General features: G+C 73.0%; 17 protein-coding genes. 10 read left to right on the plus strand and 7 right to left on the minus strand.

Annotated features, from left to right (window positions below; all coding sequences use genetic code 11):
* Nucleotides 1-260: 260 nt before the first annotated feature.
* The 6 genes from rfbB (at nt 261) to MY526_RS13640 (ending at nt 5761) form a co-directional block, all read left to right on the plus strand.
* Nucleotides 261-1256 (plus strand): dTDP-glucose 4,6-dehydratase, encoded by a 996-nt coding sequence (gene rfbB / locus MY526_RS13615; RefSeq protein ID WP_436704089.1) that lies wholly within the window; start codon nt 261-263, stop codon nt 1254-1256.
* Complete coding sequence (gene rfbD, locus MY526_RS13620; protein ID WP_436704090.1) at nt 1253-2158, plus strand: dTDP-4-dehydrorhamnose reductase; 906 nt, start codon at nt 1253-1255, stop codon at nt 2156-2158. The genes rfbB and rfbD overlap by 4 nt, the downstream gene beginning before the upstream one ends.
* Nucleotides 2159-2331: 173 nt before the next feature.
* The gene (wzm, locus tag MY526_RS13625; protein WP_436704091.1) at nt 2332-3135 is read left to right on the plus strand and encodes a galactan export ABC transporter permease subunit Wzm/RfbD; all 804 of its coding nucleotides are present in this window, start codon (nt 2332-2334) and stop codon (nt 3133-3135) included.
* A 36-nt stretch (nt 3136-3171) separates the two neighbouring features.
* A complete protein-coding gene (gene wzt / locus MY526_RS13630; protein ID WP_436692662.1) occupies nt 3172-3942 on the plus strand; it encodes a galactan export ABC transporter ATP-binding subunit Wzt/RfbE in 771 nt (256 codons plus the stop codon).
* Nucleotides 3939-4856 (plus strand): galactofuranosyltransferase GlfT1, encoded by a 918-nt coding sequence (gene glfT1, locus MY526_RS13635; protein ID WP_436692663.1) that lies wholly within the window; start codon nt 3939-3941, stop codon nt 4854-4856. Before wzt ends, glfT1 begins: the two co-directional genes overlap by 4 nt.
* Nucleotides 4853-5761, plus strand: a complete 909-nt coding sequence (locus MY526_RS13640; protein WP_436692664.1) for a class I SAM-dependent methyltransferase — start codon at nt 4853-4855, stop codon at nt 5759-5761. The genes glfT1 and MY526_RS13640 overlap by 4 nt, the downstream gene beginning before the upstream one ends.
* Before the next feature lie 70 nt (nt 5762-5831).
* On the opposite strand, the gene MY526_RS13645 is transcribed toward MY526_RS13640, so the two are convergent.
* The 3 genes from MY526_RS13645 to glf are packed head-to-tail and all read right to left on the minus strand — an operon-like array spanning nt 5832 to nt 9600.
* The gene (locus MY526_RS13645) at nt 5832-6737 is read right to left on the minus strand and encodes a glycosyltransferase family 2 protein (RefSeq protein WP_436692665.1); all 906 of its coding nucleotides are present in this window, start codon (nt 6735-6737) and stop codon (nt 5832-5834) included.
* Nucleotides 6734-8356: a glycosyltransferase gene (locus tag MY526_RS13650; protein WP_436692666.1), complete on the minus strand. Its 1623-nt coding sequence runs from the start codon at nt 8354-8356 to the stop codon at nt 6734-6736. Before MY526_RS13650 ends, MY526_RS13645 begins: the two co-directional genes overlap by 4 nt.
* A gap of 56 nt (nt 8357-8412) precedes the next feature.
* Nucleotides 8413-9600 (minus strand): UDP-galactopyranose mutase, encoded by a 1188-nt coding sequence (glf, locus tag MY526_RS13655; protein WP_436704092.1) that lies wholly within the window; start codon nt 9598-9600, stop codon nt 8413-8415.
* Between the two features lie 174 nt (nt 9601-9774).
* On the opposite strand from glf, the gene MY526_RS13660 reads away from it, so the two are divergent.
* Complete coding sequence (locus tag MY526_RS13660; protein WP_436704093.1) at nt 9775-10824, plus strand: glycosyltransferase family 2 protein; 1050 nt, start codon at nt 9775-9777, stop codon at nt 10822-10824.
* On the opposite strand, the gene MY526_RS13665 is transcribed toward MY526_RS13660, so the two are convergent.
* Entirely contained in the window at nt 10708-12777 is a 2070-nt protein-coding gene (locus MY526_RS13665) for a glycosyltransferase (protein ID WP_436692669.1), read from the minus strand. The genes MY526_RS13660 and MY526_RS13665 overlap by 117 nt on opposite strands.
* A 220-nt stretch (nt 12778-12997) precedes the next feature.
* On the opposite strand from MY526_RS13665, the gene MY526_RS13670 reads away from it, so the two are divergent.
* From MY526_RS13670 to MY526_RS13680, 3 genes are all read left to right on the plus strand, one after another.
* Nucleotides 12998-14098: a mannose-1-phosphate guanylyltransferase gene (locus MY526_RS13670; RefSeq protein WP_436692670.1), complete on the plus strand. Its 1101-nt coding sequence runs from the start codon at nt 12998-13000 to the stop codon at nt 14096-14098.
* Nucleotides 14099-14121: 23 nt separating this feature from the next.
* Entirely contained in the window at nt 14122-14892 is a 771-nt protein-coding gene (locus tag MY526_RS13675) for an SDR family NAD(P)-dependent oxidoreductase (RefSeq protein ID WP_436692671.1), read from the plus strand.
* A gap of 301 nt (nt 14893-15193) precedes the next feature.
* Nucleotides 15194-15880 (plus strand): DNA-3-methyladenine glycosylase family protein, encoded by a 687-nt coding sequence (locus tag MY526_RS13680; RefSeq protein WP_436692672.1) that lies wholly within the window; start codon nt 15194-15196, stop codon nt 15878-15880.
* A 9-nt stretch (nt 15881-15889) separates the two neighbouring features.
* On the opposite strand, the gene rfbA is transcribed toward MY526_RS13680, so the two are convergent.
* From rfbA to cofD, 3 genes are read right to left on the minus strand one after another with little or no spacing between them, the layout of a single operon-like run.
* A complete protein-coding gene (rfbA, locus tag MY526_RS13685; protein WP_436692673.1) occupies nt 15890-16762 on the minus strand; it encodes a glucose-1-phosphate thymidylyltransferase RfbA in 873 nt (290 codons plus the stop codon).
* A gap of 29 nt (nt 16763-16791) precedes the next feature.
* Nucleotides 16792-17847: a coenzyme F420-0:L-glutamate ligase gene (locus tag MY526_RS13690; RefSeq protein ID WP_436692674.1), complete on the minus strand. Its 1056-nt coding sequence runs from the start codon at nt 17845-17847 to the stop codon at nt 16792-16794.
* Complete coding sequence (gene cofD / locus MY526_RS13695; RefSeq protein ID WP_436704094.1) at nt 17840-18790, minus strand: 2-phospho-L-lactate transferase; 951 nt, start codon at nt 18788-18790, stop codon at nt 17840-17842. Before cofD ends, MY526_RS13690 begins: the two co-directional genes overlap by 8 nt.
* Nucleotides 18791-18835 lie beyond the last annotated feature (45 nt).

The raw sequence follows: 18835 nt of genomic DNA on the forward strand, positions 1-18835 counted from the left end.
CGGGGAGCGGCGGCGCCGGCGGACTCTGGGAGCGGCTCCAGCTGTAGGACCGGTCCGGCTGGTGCCGGCGGGAGTGTGGCCGGAGGGCGCCGACGCAGGTCGGCGACAGCCAGGGTAGCCACGCGGACGGTCGCCCGACCGGGTCCGACACGGGACCGTCCCGTCTCACCGGGAACGACCGTCGCCCCTCTTCCCACCGTGCGCAGACGTCACACCTCGTGAGGATGACCTGGACACCCGGTCACGGCAGGATCGGGGCCATGCGCGTCTTTGTCACCGGTGGAGCGGGCTTCATCGGGTCCCACTACGTCCGGACCCTGCTCGGCGGTGGCTACCCGGGCTACGAGGACGCGGAGGTGACCGTCTTCGACAAGCTCACCTACGCCGGCAACCTCGCGAACCTGGCCCCGGTGGCCGACAGCTCCCGGTACCGCTTCGTCCGGGGTGACATCTGCAGCGCCGCCGACCTCGACGCCGCGCTCCCGGGACACGACGTGGTGGTCAACTTCGCCGCCGAGTCGCACGTCGACCGCTCCATCTCCGGCGCGTCGGAGTTCGTGCTCACCAACGTGCTCGGCGCCCAGCAGGTCTTCGAGGCCGCGCTGCGGCACGGCGTCCGCCGGGTCGTGCACGTCTCCACCGACGAGGTGTACGGCTCGATCGACGAGGGGTCCTGGACCGAGGACCACTTCCTCGAGCCGAACTCGCCCTACTCGGCGGCCAAGGCCGGCGGCGACCTCGTCGCCCGCGCGTATGCGCGGACGTACGGCCTCGACATCTCGATCACCCGGTGCAGCAACAACTACGGGCCGTACCACTTCCCGGAGAAGGTCATCCCGCTGTTCGTCACCAACCTGCTCGACGGGGAGCGGGTGCCGCTGTACGGCCAGGGCACCAACGTCCGCGACTGGCTGTACGTCGACGACCACTGCCGCGGGATCCAGCTGGTGCTCGAGAAGGGCCGGCCGGGCGAGTTCTACAACATCGGTGGCGGCCGGGAGCTGTCCAACCGGGAGCTCACCGAGAAGCTGCTCGAGGCCACCGGCCGCGACTGGAGCTACGTGGAGCACATCGTCGACCCCCGCGGCGGCGGCCACGACCTGCGCTACTCCGTCGACTACTCGAAGACCGCGGCCCTGGGCTACGCGCCGCGGATGACCTTCGAGGAGGGCCTCGCGCTCACCGTGCAGTGGTACCGGGACAACCGGGCCTGGTGGGAGCCGCTGAAGGCGGCGGCCGCCACCGCCCGGGCATGACCGGCACCGCCTGGCTGGTCACCGGCGCCCGCGGGCAGCTCGGCGGGGACCTGCTCGCGGTCCTGGCCGGGCGCCCGGGGGATGCCGTCACCGCGCTCGGCCGCGCCGACGTCGACCTGACCGACGAGGCGGGGGTGCGTGCCGTGCTGCGCGACTGGCTGGCCGGCGCCCGCGGCCGGGGGCTGCGGCCGGTCGTCCTCAACGCGGCCGCCCACACCGCCGTCGACGCCGCCGAGACCGACGAGGAGACGGCGCTGCTGGTCAACGGCCGGGCGCCGGGCTGGCTGGCCGAGGAGCTGGCGGGCGCCGGGCGGCTGGTGCACGTCTCCACCGACTACGTCTTCGACGGCACCGCGCGCGAGCCCTACCCCGTGGACGCGCCCACCGCGCCGCGGTCGGCGTACGGGCGCACCAAGGTCGCGGGGGAGCGGGCGGTCGCGGCGGCCGGCGGGGACGCCGTCGTCGTCCGCACCTCGTGGGTCTACGGCGCGCACGGCGGCAACTTCGTCCGCACGATGGCCGGGCGCGCCGCCGCCGGCGCGCCGGTGTCGGTCGTCGACGACCAGGTCGGCTCACCCACCTGGTCCGCCGGGCTGGCGGCCGGGCTGGTCGACCTCGGCGCCCGCCCGGACGCGGTGCCGCCGGTCCTCCACCGCACCGACGCCGGCGCGGTCAGCTGGTTCGGGCTTGCCCGCGCCGTCTACGAGGAGCTCGGCGCCGACCCCCGCCTGGTCAGCCCGACCACGACGGCGGCCTTCCCGCGCCCGGCGCCCCGCCCGGCGTACTCCGTCCTCGACGGCAGTGCCTGGCTCGCCGCGGGGCTGCCCGCCCCGCTGCCGTGGCGGACGGCGCTGCGGGCGGCGCTGGCCGACCCGGCCCTGCGGTCCGGTCCGGCCGGCTGATCGGCCCTCTGGAGCCCCTCCGGGGGTGCTGCTCGTGGGGCGGACCGGGCCCGTGGGACTGGTTGGTCACACGTGAGACGGACCCGTCCCGCGTGCCCCGCTCCTGCGCCGCCGCGAGACCGGCGGCGGGTACCGTCCCCCGCGTGCGTTCGGCCCGTACCACCCCCACGTCCATGGCGAAGACCCTCTCGGATCTCCAGATCGGATGGCGTCACCGCGAGCTCTGGGGCCACCTGGGCTGGCAGGACATCCGGCAGCGCTACCGCCGCTCCCTGCTCGGCCCGATCTGGATCACCCTCAGCATGGCGGTCACCGCGGTCGCCCTGGGCATCCTCTACGCGGGGCTGTTCAACAACCCGCTGGAGGAGCAGCTCCCGTACATCCTCGTGGGCTTCATCGTCTGGGGCTTCATCGCCGGGTGCATCAACGAGGGCTCGGAGGTGTTCATCGCCAACGAGGGCCTGATCAAGCACCTGCCCTCGCCGATCAGCGTGCACGTCTACCGGCTGGTGTGGCGGCAGGTGCTGTTCTTCCTGCACAACCTGATCGTCTACGCCGTCATGCTCGTGATCTTCCCGCAGCCGCTGAAGTGGACCGCCCTCGCCGCGATCCCGGCGTTCGTGCTGCTCGTGGTCAACGGCGCGTGGGTGGCCCTGCTGGCGGGCATCGTCAGCACGCGGTTCCGCGACCTGACGCCGATCACGCAGAGCATCGTCCAGCTGATGTTCTTCCTCACGCCGATCGTGTGGATCTACGACGACTTCCTCAACAGCCCGAACCCCGCCGTCGCCGAGCGGGCGCGGTTGGCCGAGTTCAACCCCTTCCTCCACTTCATCGAGATCATCCGGGCGCCCTTGCTCGGGGCCGACCAGCAGGTGCGACACTGGGTGGTCGTCCTGGTGATCACCGTCGTCGGCTGGACCCTGGCCCTCGTCGTCATGCGCCGCTACCGGGCACGCGTGGCCTACTGGGTCTGACGCCCCGCCCGAGCAGCCGACAGAAAGGCACGGTTCGTGGTCAGCATCACGACGCGGGATGCGTCGGTCGACTTCCCCATCTTCGACGCCAAGAGCAGGTCCCTGAAGAAGACCGTGCTCGGCCTCGTCGGCGGCAACATCTCCAGCGACACCAAGGTGCCGATCATCCAGGCCCTGCGCGACATCACGGTGGATCTCGACCACGGCGCCCGCGTGGGCCTGGTCGGGCACAACGGCGCCGGCAAGTCCACCCTGCTGCGGCTGCTGGCCGGCATCTACGAGCCGACCCGCGGGTCCGCCGAGGTGCAGGGCAAGGTGGCGCCGGTGTTCGACCTCGGTGTGGGCATGGACCCGGAGATCTCCGGCTACGAGAACATCCTCATCCGGGGCCTCTTCCTCGGCATGACCCGCAAGCAGATGGAGGAGCGGGTCGACGACATCGCCGAGTTCACCGAACTCGGGGACTTCCTCTCCATGCCGTTGCGCACGTACTCGACCGGCATGCGCGTGCGCCTGGCCCTGGGCGTCGTGACGAGCATCGACCCGGAGATCCTGCTGCTGGACGAGGGCATCGGCGCGGTGGACGCCGCCTTCCTGGAGAAGGCACGCGACCGGCTCAGCGACCTGGTCGACCGTGCCGGCCTCCTCGTCTTCGCCTCCCACTCCGATGAGTTCCTGCGGCAGCTGTGCACCAGTGCGATCTGGATGGAGCACGGCCGGGTGAAGCAGCAGGGCTCGCTGAAGGAGATCCTGCTCGCCTACAAGGGTCCCGACGCGTGGGTGGACGAGGGGCACGGCGCGGCGTGACCGCCGCTCGCCCCACCGGCGGCGACCTGGTCGTCGCCGTCATCGTCACGCGGCACCGGACCGAGCTGCTGCGGCAGAGTCTGCAGGCCGTCGTCGGACAGACCCGCGCCGTCGGTGCGATCGTCGTGGTCGACAACGGGGCCGACCACGCCACCGAGGCGGTCGTCCGCGACTGCCCCCTCCGAACGGTCTACGTGCCGTCGGAGACCAACCTGGGCGGCGCCGGCGGGTTCGCGCTGGGCCTGCTGACCGCGTTGTCGCTCGGCGCGGACTGGGTGTGGTGCGCCGACGACGACGGCCGTCCGGGTGGCCCCGACGTGCTGGCCACGCTCGTGGAGGAGGCCCTGCGCCGGGGCCTCGCCGAGATCTCACCGGCCGTCGTCGACGAGGCCGATCCCCGGCGGCTGGCCTTCCCGCTCCGTCGTGGCCTGCGCTGGAGGGGCTCCGTCGACGACTTCGGGACCGACGAGTTCCTGCCCTCGTACGCGTCGCTGTTCAACGGGGCACTCTTCCGCGCAGAGGCGTTCCGCGCGGTCGGCGTCCCCGATCTGCGGCTGTTCATCCGTGGTGACGAGACGGAGATCCACCGGCGGCTGCGCCGGTCCGGCCTGCGGTTCGGCACCACCCTGCGGGCGACCTACGTGCACCCGCAGGGGGGCGACGAGTTCCTCCCCATCCTCGGCGGGCGCCTGTCCGCCCAGTACCCCAGCGACGAGGCCAAGCGCTACTTCACCTACCGCAACCGCGGGTACCTCATGGCACAGCCCGGCATGCGCTGGCTGTTCCCTTTGGAGCTCGTCCGCTTCGGCTGGTTCTTCCTCAGCCGGCGGGACCTCCGGGGGCTGCGGGACTGGCTGGCACTCACCCGGGACGGCCGGCGCGAGCGTTTCGCGATGCCCGGGGACCGCAGATGACCCACGAGAGGGGACCCATGATCGAGCGGGCCAAGGTCGCCGTGCGCGGCAAGCTGATCAACGCCGTCCGCGAGGCCGCCCGGGACGCGGTCGGCGAGTCGCGGCCGGAGGAGACCCGGGCGCTCGTCCAGTCGGTGCTCGACGCGGCCGAAGCCGGTCGTCGGGACGCGGAGAAGCGGGCCGAGGAGGTCACGCGGCAGCTGGAGGAGCTGAAGGCGGAAGTGCTGCGGCTGCAGGCCGCGGTCGCCGGCTTCGAGCACCGCCACCGCCGCGACATCGGCTTCGCCGGTGACGTCCTGGCGTTGCAGGAGACGACGCGCTTCATCCTCGACGAGATGCCCGAACTGCCGCGGTACCCGGCCCCCCACGACACGCTGCGGCACGGCCTGGACCTGGTGGGGGAGACCCCGGGCATGGCCCTCGAGTTCGGGGTCGGCCAGGGCACGACCCTGCGGATCATCGCCGAACGGTGCACCGGCCGGAAGGTCGTCGGCTTCGACGTCTTCAGCGGCCTGCCGGAGACGTGGCGCAGCGACTTCCCGGCCGGGACGTTCAAGCAGGAGTCCCTGCCCGAGGTGCCCGGCGCCGAGCTCGTGGTCGGTCTCTTCGAGGACACCCTGCCGAGCTTCGTCGAGGAGAACGACGGGCCGGTGGCCTTCCTCCACCTGGACGCCGACCTGTACTCCTCGACGCGCACCGTGCTCGACGCGCTGGGCCGCCGGCTGCGGCCGGGGTCGGTCGTCGTGTTCGACGAGTACTTCAACTACCCGGGCTGGCAGGGCCACGAGCACAAGGCCTGGATGGAGTTCGTCGAGCAGACCGGCGTCACCTACCGCTGGGAGGCCTACAGCCTCGACCACGAGCAGCTGGTGGCCACGGTGCTGACCACGCCCTGGGACAGCTGACGGTATACCCCGAGACGACGAGAGCCGCCGGCCCCCCAGGGGCCGGCGGCTCTCGTCGTCTCGGAGATCGTCAGAGGACGGTGCGGGGGAAGGCCGGCTTCGGGTCGAAGCGGACGCCCTCGATGAACTTGCGCGCCAGTCGGCGGCGCAGCCGCCACGGCACCTTCCCGCCCTTGAGCCCGGTGTACAGGCGCTGGGCGAAGCGAAGGGCCGCGAACGGGTCCTCGTGGTGCCAGCGGAAGGACGCCTCGTTGCGGACGCCGTACTCGAACTTCCACATGTTGCCCTCGCTGACGTCACCGAAGTTCACGCCCCGGTTCACGCCGAGATCGTGGGTGACCGTGCTGCGGAGCACCTGGACGCCGGGGCCGGCGGCGGTGAGCCGCCGGGTGTACTCCTGGTCGTCGAACCAGATGAAGTACTCCGCGAGCGGCAGGCCGAACTGGGTGATCGCCCACCGCGGGAACATGACGGAGACGAACGAGCAGGAGTTGACCAGGACGGTGTTCTCGCCCCGGACCAGCAGCTTGCCCCAGTCCCACGTGGGCTCGGGGTTGTTCATCTCGCAGATGTCGCCGTTGGTCCACCGGACGACGGAGCAGGCGAACGGCAGGCGCATGCCCATGTTCGCCTCGGCGGAGGCGTGGCCGTCGAGGAGCACGCGCAGCGCGTCGGTGTCGGCGTAGCAGTCGTCGTCCATGATCCAGACGAAGTCGGCGCCGCGCTCGTAGGCCACCGACATGCCGTGGGCGAACCCGCCTGCGCCACCGGTGTTGGTGGTCAGCCGCTCGATGCGCACGGTGGGCCGGTCCTCGTAGGCGGCGAGCACCTCCGCCGTGGAGTCCGTGGAGGCGTTGTCCACGATGATGACCTGCTCGGCCGGGCGGTCCTGGGCGAGGACCTGCTCGATCACCTTGCCCAGCTTGTCGGCGCGGTTGTAGGTCACGATGACCGCGGCCACGTTCGTCGTGGTCAAGAGGCCCACCTTTCATAGAGCTCCCGGGTCCAGTCCCGGGCGCGGGGAAGAGCTGCGAACGCGTCGACCCGGGCCCGCTGCTCGGCCAGCAATCGGGTCGTGAAGGCGTCGTCCTCGCAGATGGAGACCAGCGTGCGCTCGGCGGCACGCAGGAAGGGCACGGTCGCGCGGGGGAGGAGCAGCTCGGGGTGCACGACGGAGGCCTGGGAGCCGACGTCGCTGCTCACCACGAGGACGTCGTGCGCGTCGGCCTCGAAGGAGGTCAGCGTCACGCCCTCGTTGTCCGAGCTGATGACGAGGACGTCGGCCTCGTCCAGCGTGTCGGAGACCGCCCGGTCGGCTCCACGCAGCTCGAGCGTCCCGGCCAGCCCGAAACGAGCTCGATCGGACCCGACGTCGGCGGCGAGCTCGCCGTCCCCGTGCATGACGAACCGCACGCGGTCCCCGAGACGGTCCCGGAGCCGGGCGGCCAGGCGCAGGAACAGGTAGGGGCGCTTCTGCTGGGTGAACCGGCCGACGAAGGCGACGGTCATGGGATCGCCGGGCTTTCGGCTGGGCGCGGGTGCTGCCCGCCCAGCCGAGGGGTCGACGGTGAGGTCGGCGAGGGTCGCCAGGCTGATCTTCTCGCGGGGCAGACCCTGCCGGTCGACCAGGTAGTCCCGCAGTTGCGGGGAGATGACGTGGTGGGCGTCCATCACGTTGGACATCCGCAGGGCGATGTCCACGAAGCCGCCGGTGCGCCACTCCAGGACGTGCAGCGAGTCGATCAACTCGGTGCCGGGGTACTGGGCCCGGATCCAGGGCAGCCGCTGGTAGAGCCAGGTGCAGTGGTGGATGTGCACGCCACGGATGTCGAAGCGCCCGAACAGCTGGCTCAGCAGCCCGGACTCCTGGGTGCCCTGCATCGGGTGGGTGAGCGGGATGACCAGCGCGTCGTCGAAGACCGAGCGCACGATGTCGGGGTGGCCCGACGGGCGGTCGCTGAGCACGACCGGCAGCAGGCCGGCCTGCCGGGCCATCCCGATGGTCTCGGCGGCCCACCTCTCCGCACCGCCCAGCTCCAGCCAGTGCAGGCCGAAGAGCACCGCCTTGGTGGACCCGCGCGAGGAACCGACGTTCGTGTTGTGCAGCCTGCCCACGCGCGGGATGGGCCGGGAGAGCCGTCGGTTCTCCAGGCGGTCGGTGCGCAGCTGGCGAACGGCGTCGAAGGCCACCGGGGCGCGCCGGCGGACCGCGTCCCGGGCGGCGTACAGGCGGCCAGGGGGGTGCTCGATCCTCATGAGCGTCTCGGGCGGCCCGCCGAGGTCGAGCACCACGTCGACGACGCCGGTCGTCGACACGGGCTGACCGCTGGCCTGCGCCTCGATGGTCCCGACGACGGTCCGGTCGTCGCCCCACTCGATCGTGGACGTGCGCTGGTCGGTCAACGAGGGGAAGTGGGGTCCCTCCGTCCGGAGGACAGTGGCCCGGATCCGCTCGCCCGGCCGGGCCAGGCAGTGGAATGCCAGCGCCCCGTCCAGGAGTCGGGCCTCTCGGAGGGAGAGTCCCGTGAACCAGTCCGGCTCGTGGAGGATCTCGAACACCCGGTGAGCGCCGGTCTGGTCGTGCGGGTCGGTCACCGGTGGTCCTCCGGGACGGAGCGTCCGCCAGGGGCGAGAGCGGTCGTCGTGGGCATTCAGTCCTCCAGGCGGCCGTCGAGCGAGCCACCCTGGTCGAAGAAGGGGCGGATGCGGTTGTCGAACATGCTGAGGGCCGAGCCGATGGCCATGTGCATGTCGAGGTACTTGTACGTACCCAGCCGACCGCCGAAGAGCACCCGCTTCTCCGCGGCCTCCTTCGTGGCCAGCTCGCGGTAGCGCTCCAGCTTGGCGCGGTCCTCGGGGGTGTTGATCGGGTAGTACGGCTCGTCGCCGGACTCGGCGGAGCGGGAGTACTCGCGGACGACGACGGTCTTGTCGGCGGGGTAGGCGCGCTCGGGGTGGAAGTGCCGGAACTCGTGGATCCGGGTGAAGGGCACGTCCTCGTCGGCGTAGTTCATGACCGAGGTCCCCTGGAAGTCGCCGATCGGCAGGACCTCGGTCTCGAAGTCCAGCGTCCGCCAGCCGAGCTCGCCGGCCTCGTAGTCGAAGTACTTGTCGATCGGACCGGTGAACACGGTCGGCACGTCGGCCGGCAGCTCGTCGCGGACGTCGAAGTAGTCCGTGGACAGCCGCACCTCGATGTTGGGGTGGTCGGCCATCTTCTGCAGCCAGGCGGTGTAGCCGTCCTTCGGCAGACCCTCGTAGGTGTCGTTGAAGTACCGGTTGTCGAAGGTGTAGCGGACCGGGAGCCGGGCGATGACCGCGGCGGGCAGCTCGGTCGGATCGGTCTGCCACTGCTTCTTCGTGTACCCGCGGATGAACGCCTCGTAGAGCGGGCGGCCGATCAGCGAGATCGCCTTCTCCTCGAGGTTCTTGGCCTCGGAGGTGTCGAACTCGGCGGCCTGCTCGGCAACGAGGGCGCGGGCCTCCTCGGGGGAGAAGCTCTTGCCGAAGTACTGGCAGATCGTGGCCAGGTTCATCGGCAGCGAGTAGGTCTGGCCCTGGTAGATGCTGAAGACCCGGTGCTGGTAGTTCGTGAACTCGGTGAACTGGTTCACGTACTCCCAGACGCGCTCGTTCGAGGTGTGGAACAGGTGCGCGCCGTACACGTGCACCTCGATCCCGGTCTCGGGCTCGGGTGCGGAGTAGGCGTTGCCACCGATGTGGTCGCGGCGGTCGAGCACGAGCACCCGCTTGTCCAGCTGGCTGGCCACGCGCTCGGCGACCGTGAGGCCGAAGAAGCCGGAGCCGACGACGACGAGGTCAGGACTGGCTGAAGTCACGCCTTGCGACTGTACCGGCGGGGGAGAGACCGACCCGGCTCATCCGGGGGAATCGGACTCACGGTGGGACGAAACCGTCCCCCTCGTCCCAAGCGTCACAAGGGTCTCCTCGCCGACCCCGCCGGAGGCCCGCGGGCGGCGCTGCGCGCCGTCCACCTCGTAGGGTCGTCCGGCGTGAGCGACCCATCCCCAGGCCCGCTGCGCGTCGTCGCGGTGACGTACTCGCCCGGCGATGCCCTCGTCGGCTTCGTCGACTCGCTGGCGCAGGCGACGGCGCGGCCGGTCGAGGTCGTCCTGGCCGACAACGGGTCCACCGACGGCGCTCCGGAGCGGGCGGCGGCACAGCACCCGCACGTCCGGCTGCTGCGCACCGGCGGCAACATCGGCTACGGCGCCGCGGTCAACGCCGGGCTGGCCGGGGTCACCGAGGGGTACGCCGTCGTCGCCAACCCCGACGTGCGGTTCGACCCCGGGTCGATCGACGAGCTGCTGGCCGTCGCTGCCCGGTGGCCGCGCGCGGCCACCGTCGGCCCGGCGATCCGCACCCCCGAGGGCGAGCTCTACCCGTCGGCCCGCGACCTGCCCCGGTTGTCCACCGGCGCCGGGCACGCCCTGCTCGGCTGGGTGTGGCCCGGCAACCCGTGGACGGCCCGGTACCGGCGGGAGCGGGAGGCCCCGCGGGAGCGCCCGGCCGGTTGGCTGTCGGGCTCCTGCCTGCTGGTCGACGTCGCCGCGTTCTGGTCGGTCGGCGGCTTCGACCCCGGTTACTTCATGTACTTCGAGGACGTCGACCTCGCCGAGCGGCTGAGCCGGCGGGGCTGGTTGCACGTCTACGCGCCGACGGCGGTGGTCACCCACGAGGGGGGCCACGCCACCCGCCGCGAGCCGCACCGCATGCAGCGGGTGCATCACACCAGCGCGCTGCGCTACCTGTCCGGCCGATACCCGCTCCGCCGGCACACGCCGCTGCGGCTGGCCCTCCGCGGCGGGCTCGCTGCCCGGATGCTCGTGTCCTACGTCAGCGGCCGGGTGGCCGCGGGTGCGCGCTTCCAGCGCCGGGCCGAGGGCCTGGGCCGGGGCGCCCGCCGCGCCCAGGCCCGACGGAGGTCAGCGCCTGGCGGCGGAACGGAAGTGGCGGGCGGCCGCGGAACGCGGACGGGTGCCTCCGGTCCCGTCGTCCACCTCGGCCACGACGTTCCACATCGCCGACCAGGCCCGGGGTGACGTGAGGTCCTGCAGGGCCGCCCGGTACTCCCGCTGCAACGCCGGGAACGACCGGTGGAGGCGGCGGTGCAGCCGGACCGAGCGCCACAGCAGACGGAGGAAGAGCCGCCGGTCGCGGTAGCGCATCGTCACCCCGCGACCGTCGGCCGTGGCGACCGTGGCGCTGTCCAGGCGCGACAGGAGGAACCACTGGGCGTCCTGGGCGCTGACGTTCATCTGCGGTCGCTCGCGGGCCTCGGGATCGGGCTGCCGCATGTTGTGGACCAGGCCCTTGACCAAGGTGATCGCGATCGCCGGCCGCCGCACCGGTGGCGTGAGCAGCGGCTCGGCGCGCAGTGCCCCGAGCTGCGCGGGCGCGACGTCGGCGGAGGAGGACAGCACCGTCCCGTCGGGGAAGTCCTTCAGCTGGCGCAGCACGCTCGGGAGCGCCGTCGGCAGGTTCTGGAACAGCCGGCTCGGACCCGCGAGGAAGTCCTCGTAGGCGCGGTGGTGCAGCGCCGTGTTGCCGTACTGCATCATGATCAGGAACTTCAGGTCGAATTTGAACGTGTCCCGCAGCAGGGTGCCGCCGCGCTCGTGGGGGGAGTGCAGCGCCGCCGCGATGAGCCGGTTGCGGACGTGGAAGTACGCCTGCCACCCGCTGGTGTCGTCCTTGTCCGACCACGACAGGTGCCACACGGCCATGCCCGGCAGGGTGACCGTGGGGATCCCGTTCTCACCGGCCCGGAGTCCGTACTCGGCGTCGTCCCACTTGATGAACAGCGGCAGGGCCAACCCGACCTGATCGAGCGCCTCGCGGGGGATGAGGCACATCCACCACCCCGTGTAGTCGACGTCGATGCGCCGGTGCAGGTCCGGGGACTCGCGCAGGCTCTCCTGGCTGAAGTCGTGCCCGTAGGTGGTGTGCGGAGCCGCGCGCCAGAAGAACTTGTCCCGGTCGACGACCTCGCCGACCGCGTGCAGCACCGACCGATCCTGCAGGGCCAGCATCTGGCCGCCCACCAGCGTCGGCCACTTGGTGTAGCGCGCGAAAGCGCAGGCCCGCGCGATGCTGTCCGGCTCCAGCTGGACGTCGTCGTCGAGCAGCAGCACGTGCGTGAGCCCGGTCGAGGCGAGCGTCTCGGACATCACGCGGGCGAAGCCGCCGCTCCCGCCGAGGTTGGGCTGCTCGAAGATCTGCAGGCGTCCGCCGAGGGCGGAGTCCACCTCGGCGTGACGCGGAGCCCGCCGCACCTTTCGATCCCCCTGGTCGGCCACGAAGACCCGCTCCACCTGGCCCAGGACGAACGGGTCGGCGGCCAGGGTGGCCAGCGCCGCGAGGCAGTCCTCGGGGCGGTTGTAGGTGCACACCCCGACCGCGGGACGGACCTCGTTGCGGGGTGACTCGGGCGTGGTCCACGCGGCCCGGTGGACGGTCACCGGGTCCTTGCCCGCGGTGACGTCGAACCAGTACCAGCCGCCGTCCTCGAAGGGGGTGAGGTCCAGGTCGAACGAGAGCGTCCGCTCATCCCCGCCGGTGGTCAGGCCGGTGACGTGGACGATGCTGCCGTCGGCCTTGGAGCGGTAGACGTCGATGCGCCCGCGTCCGGTCACGAGGAGTTCGAGGACGACGGTCGACAACGTCGTCCACCGGCGCCAGTAGCCGGCCGGGAAGGCGTTGAAGTAGGTGGCGAACGAGACCTCGTGGCCCGCGGGGACGACGGCCGCACTGCGGTCGAGGTCGTCCACACGTTCCCCGGCCCGCTCGTCCAGGTACAGCGAGCGGACCTTGACCGGGTCGCTGGGCCGCGGCATCAGCACGCGCTGCAGCACGGTGACGCTGCGGCCCGGGGACTGCTCGTCGAGGCTCGCCTCTCGCGCGGTCTCGGGGTTCGACACGTCCACGGACCCGGCGGCGTCGGTTGCGGTGGCCGTCGCCCCGGTCGCAGGCGGGGAGGCCGAGTCGTTTGCCATGCGCCGAACGTAGGCAGCCTTCTTCCTCATCGCCCTCTCCCACCCCGCCTCCCCTGGGGTGGGCCCTCGTGCCCCTGCCCTCGTGACGCGCGTCGTCACACCGTGCCCGAGCGCGCTGGCGGAGCGCAATCAGGTTCACCCGCTGGGGCGTTCAACCCGGCCTCACCGGCAGAGCAGGATGGGATCGACGGGCGGCCGGCGCCCGGAGAGGGGTGGCTCTGTGCGGCACGCGGTGATCATGGCCGGCGGCTCGGGAACGCGGCTGTGGCCGCTGTCCCGCGGCGGTCGGCCCAAGCAGCTGCTCGACGTCGTCAGCGACGGTGCGGGCGGGGCGGCCCACAGCCTCCTGGCCGAGGCCTTCGCCCGGCTGGAGGCGGTGCTGCCCCCGGAGCAGATCTGGGTGTGCACCGCGGCCCGCTACGGCGACCAGGTGCGCTCGGCCCTGCCGCGGTTGCGCGCCGACCGGCTGGTGCTCGAACCGGTCGCGCGGGACACCGCCAACGCCGTCGGCCTGGCCGCCGCGCTGGTGGCCGACGTCGACCCCGACGCCGAGCTCGCCGTCGTGAGCGCCGACCACGTCATCCGCCCGGTCGAGCGGTTCGCCGTCGCGCTGACCACGGCCTACGACGCCCTCGCGGCCCGCCCCCGGTCGCTGGTCACGCTGGGCATCCGGCCCACGGCCCCGGCGACCGGGTTCGGCTACGTCCAGCGCGGCGCGGCCACCGAGGTGCCCGGCGTGGCGGAGGCGGCGTCCTTCCGGGAGAAGCCCGACCGCGCCACCGCCGAGCAGTACCTCGCCTCGGGTGAGTACCTGTGGAACTCGGGCATGTTCGTCTGGCGGGCCCGGACCGTCCTCGACGCGCTGGCCGACCACCTCCCGGCGTCGGCCGAGGGGCTGGCGCGGATCGTCGCCGCCCCGGCCGGCCCGCAGCGCGACGCCGTCCTGGCCGAGGTCTTCCCGACGCTGCCGAAGATCAGCGTCGACTACGCCGTCCTCGAGCCGGCGGCCGGCGAGCCGGGCCGGGTGCTCGTGGCCGACCTGGACGTCGACTGGCTGGACGTCGGCTCGTGGCCGGCGCTCGCAGCCACCCTGGAGACGGTGGGGGAGAACGCCGTGCGCGGCCTGGCGGTGACGCTCGACAGCGCGGGCAACATCGTCTTCAGCGACGACCCCGAGCACCTCGTCGCCCTCGTCGGTGTGCGCGACAGCGTCGTCGTGCACACCCGGGACGTGACGATGGTCTGCCCGGTCGGCGAGGCCGAGCGGGTCAAGCAGCTGCTCGGCGCGGTGGAGGAGCAGCACGGGCCGCGGTTCAGCTGAGCCGCGTCGCTAGCCTGCGGGTCATGAAGGACTTCGACGTCGCCGCTGTCGTCTCCGGTGGGGCCTCCGGGCTGGGCGAGGCCACGGTGCGCGCCCTGACCGCGCGGGGCGCGGCCGTGACCATCCTCGACCTGCAGGAGGAGAAGGGCGCGCAGCTCGCCGCCGAGCTGGGCGGGCACACCACCTTCGTCCGCACCGACGTCACCGACCCGGCGTCGGTGGAGGCGGCGGTCGCCGAAGCCACCGGCAAGGACCGGCCGCTGCGGATCGCGGTCAACTGCGCCGGGATCGGCTGGGCCCAGCGCACCGTGGGCAAGGGCAACGTGCCGCACGAGTTCGACCCGTTCGTCCGCACCGTGATGGTCAACCTGGTCGGCACCTTCAACGTCCTCCGGCTGGCCGCCGCCGCGATGGCCGCCACCGAGCCCGGCGAGGACGGCGAGCGCGGCGTCGTGGTGAACACCGCCTCGATCGCCGCCTACGACGGCCAGATCGGGCAGATCGCCTACTCGGCGTCCAAGGGCGGCATCGTCGGGATGACCCTGCCGGCGGCCCGCGACCTCTCCGGCGTGGGCGTGCGCGTGTGCACCATCGCACCCGGCCTGGTGGACACGCCGCTGCTGGGCACCCTGCCCGAGGAGGCCCGCCAGAGCCTGTCGGCGGGCATACCCTTCCCCAAGCGCCTCGGGCGCCCGGCGGACTTCGCCGAGCTGGCCCTGGACATCGTCGAGCACGGCTACCTGAACGGCGAGGTCATCCGGATGGACGGCGCGCTCCGGATGGCCCCTCGCTGACCCCGCCCCGCCGCCCCCGGGTGGCCGGGTCCTCTTCCCCGGGGAGCACCTCCTGAGCACCACCCTCCTCGACGCCCCGGCGTTCACCGACGTCTGGCGGCCGCACTGGCCGCTGGACGTCCGCCGGGCCCTCTTCCCGCACCAGCGCAGCAGCGGCGACCCCACCCTGCGGCACACCGACGACGGCACCTGGCGCGCGGTCAGCACGCCCGAGGGGCCCGCGACCGCGCACCTCGCGGTCCGGGCCGGGGAGGTCCGGATCACCGCGTGGGGGCCGGGCGCCGAGTGGGCCGGGGCCCGGGTGCCCGGCTGGCTGGGCGCCGACGACCGGCCGGAGGAGTTCGAGCCGGGCGACCACCCGCTGCTCGCCCGGCTGCACCGCACCACGCCGTGGCTGCGCCTGGGCCGCACGGGCCGCACCTGGGACGCGCTCGTACCCGCCGTCCTCGAGCAGAAGGTCACCGTGATCGAGGCGCACCGCGTGTGGCGGGCACTGCTGCGGCTGGCCGGAGACCCGGCGCCGGGGCCGGCGCCGGAGGGCATGCGGGTGATCCCCTCGCCGCGGCGGGTGCTGGACGTGACCGACTGGGAGTGGCACCGCTGCGGCCTCGACGGCGCGCGCCGCCGCGCCCTCCGGGCGGTCGCCGGCGTCGCGTCACGGCTGGAACCGGCCGACGACCGGACCTGCGCCGAGCTGCGCCGGCGCCTGCAGGTGGTGCCCGGCATCGGGGTCTGGACGGCGGCCGAGGTGGTGCAGCGGGTGTTCGGTTGCCCGGACACCGTCAGCTACGGCGACTACCACCTGAAGAACCAGGTGGGCTTCGCGCTGACCGGCGCCGCGCGGACCGACGACGACACGATGATGGCGCTGCTCGAGCCCTGGCGCGGGCAGCGGCAGCGGGTGGTGCGGCTGCTGCTGGCCGGGGGCGTCGCGCGGGCGCCGCGGTTCGGCCCGCGGAACGCGCCGACCAACCACCGCCGGATCTAGGGGCCCGCTTCAGGCCAGCGGGGCGTCGAGCAGGCGGAGCAGGTAGTCGCCGTATCCGCTCTTGCCCAGGGGCTCGGCGGCCCGGCGCAGCCCGTCGTCGTCCAGCCAGCCCTGCCGCCAGGCGACCTCCTCGATGCAGCCGATCTTGAGGCCCTGCCGCTCCTCGACGACGGAGACGAACTCGGTGGCCTGCCGCAGCGAGGTGAACGTCCCGGTGTCCAGCCAGGCCGTGCCGCGGTCGAGCACCGTCACCCGCAGCCGGCCCTGCCGCAGGTAGTGCTCGTTGACCGCGGTGATCTCCAGCTCGCCCCGGGCGCTGGGCGTGATGCCGCGCGCGACGTCGACCACGCCGGACTCGTAGAAGTAGAGCCCCGGCACCGCGTACGGGCTCTTGGGGTGCGCGGGCTTCTCCTCGATCGAGAGCACCCGGCGATCGGCGTCGAACTCGACGACGCCGTAGTCCTGCGGGTTGGCCACGTGGTAGGCGAACACGTGCCCGCCGTCGGGGTCCGGCTGCCGGGCCAGCGCGGTGCCCAGGCCGGCGCCGTAGAAGATGTTGTCGCCGAGCACGAGGGCCACCGAGGCGTCCCCGATGAAGTCGGCGGCGATGAGGAAGGCCTGCGCGAGCCCCTCGGGACGGGGCTGGACGGCGTACTCGATCCGCATGCCCAGCCGGGTGCCGTCGCCGAGCAGCGAGCGGAAGGCCTCCTGGTCGCCCGGGGTGGTGATGACCAGCACCTCGCGCACCCCGGCCATCATCAGCGTGGAGAGCGGGTAGTAGACCATCGGCTTGTCGTAGACGGGCATCAGCTGCTTGCTGACCGCCTGGGTGATCGGGAAGAGGCGGCTGCCGGTGCCCCCGGCCAGGATGATCCCGCGCATGATCGGCGACGCTACCGAGGCGGCGGCGGTCAGGACGACGGCGAGCCGAGCCACAACCTCCCGACGAGGGAGGAACCGCCGGGCGTGCCGACCGGCTCCCAGCGCGTCGTCCAGCCCTCGGCGTGCAGCTGGACGACGACCGCGCCGATCACGGCGCCGAGGTTGAGCGCGGCCGTCGTGGTGGCCCGCTCCGGCAGGTGGACGTCGACCACCCCGTCGTCCTCGCCGCCGTACCGCACGACCACCGGGAACTCCGGCAGCGCGGTGGCCGCCACGAGGAACGCGTCGGCGACGGCGTCGAGCTCGCCCGGGCGCGGCACCAGGTCGGCGGCCGGCGCCCGCGAGCCGACCAGGTCGCGGCTGCCGTAGGGGAAGAGGTCGCCGGGGCCCAGCCGGACCAGCGGCCGGGTGCCGGTGTCCTCGGCCGGCGGGTCGAACCGCAGCCCCCGGACGACCGCCACCGGGATCCCGCCCAGCTTGCCCTTGACCAGGTCCGCGGCCGCGGCCAGTTCGTCGACGACGGCCACCTGGGTGGTCTCCAGCCGGTTGCCGTGCGCGTCGACGTCCCCGCGGTGGTCGGTGAGCGCGGCGATGCCGGCCGAGCCGACCGCGACGTCGGTGAGCCCCTCCCGCCAGGTGCGGCCGAAGGTGTCACTGACGACGACCGCGACCTGCACGCCGAGCAGGTCCCGCAGCCGTGCCCGCAGCGTCCGGGCCGAGGCGTCGGCGTCCTCCGGCAGCAGCACGAGGGCGTCCCCGGGCACGTTGGAGGCGTCGATGCCGGCCGCGGCGACCACCCAGCCCTGCCGCGTCTCGACGATCTTCAGCGGTCCCCGCCGCGCCACCACCCGCACCGTCTCGGCGTCGATGGCGCGCTGGCGGGCGGCCTCGCGGTCGGCGCCCGGCTCGACCCGCACCAGGCGCCCCTCCACCTTCGACACCACCTTGGAGGTGACGACGACGACGTCGCCGTCGGCCAGCCACGGCGCGGCCGCGGCGACCGCGGCGGCCAGATCGTCCCCCGGCGCGAACTCCGGCAACCCGGGCACCGGGTGGACCGAGATCCCCTCGGGCAGCTCAGGCACCTGCGGCGTCCAGCGCGGCCCGGGCCATGGCGGCCGTCGTCTCGGGGTCGGTCATGAGCAGCGGCACCGCGCGGACGTCGACGCCGGGCACGTCGGCCGCGTCCCCGGTGTGCACCAGCCAGGCGTCGAGCAGCCCGCCGGCCGAGCGGGCCCCGTAGTGGCGGGCCACCCCCTCGGCGCTGACCTCGACCCCGACCACCGGCAGGCAGCGGTCGGCCATCCCGCGCACGACCGCCCCGGAGACGATGGGGGAGATCCCGACCACCCGGCCCGGCGTGGCCAGCAGCGCCGCGCGCAGGCCGGGGACGCCGAGCACCGTGCCGATCGACACGACCGGGTTGGACGGGGCCAGCAGCACCGCGTCGGCCGCGGCGAGGGCCTCGGCCACGCCCGGCGCGGGGCGGGCGTCGTCCACGCCGACCTGGACGAACGCCGAGGCCTCCAGCGCGGCCCGGTGCCGCACCCACCACTCCTGGAAGTGGATGGCCTGCTGCCGGCCGGTGTCCGGGTCGGTCACCACGACGTGGGTCTCTACCCGCTGGTCGCTCATCGGCAGCAGCTCGACCCCCGGCTGCCAACGGTCGGCGAGGGCCGCGGTCACCTGGGACAGCGGGTAGCCCGCGTCGAGCATCCGGGTGCGCACCAGGTGGGTGGCGAGGTCGCGGTCGCCCAGGCCGAACCAGGTCGGCTCGGCTCCGTAGGCGGCCAGCTCCTCCTTGACCGTCCAGGTCTCGCCGGTCCGCCCCCAGCCGCGCTCGGGGTCGATGCCGCCGCCGAGGGTGTACATGACGGTGTCGAGGTCCGGGCAGATCCGCAGGCCGTGCATCGTGACGTCGTCGCCGGTGTTGACGACGGCGGTGATCCGGGCGGAGGGCACCGCGGCCCGGACCCCGGCCAGGAAACGGGCTCCGCCGACCCCTCCGGCGAGCACGACGATCTGCACGAAACTCATCGTGCCCGATGGGCAGTTGTCGACTGTTCGCCGGGC

Origin of the sequence: Geodermatophilus sp. CPCC 205761 (assembly GCF_051383655.1) — a bacterium.
Lineage (GTDB): Bacteria > Actinomycetota > Actinomycetes > Mycobacteriales > Geodermatophilaceae > Geodermatophilus.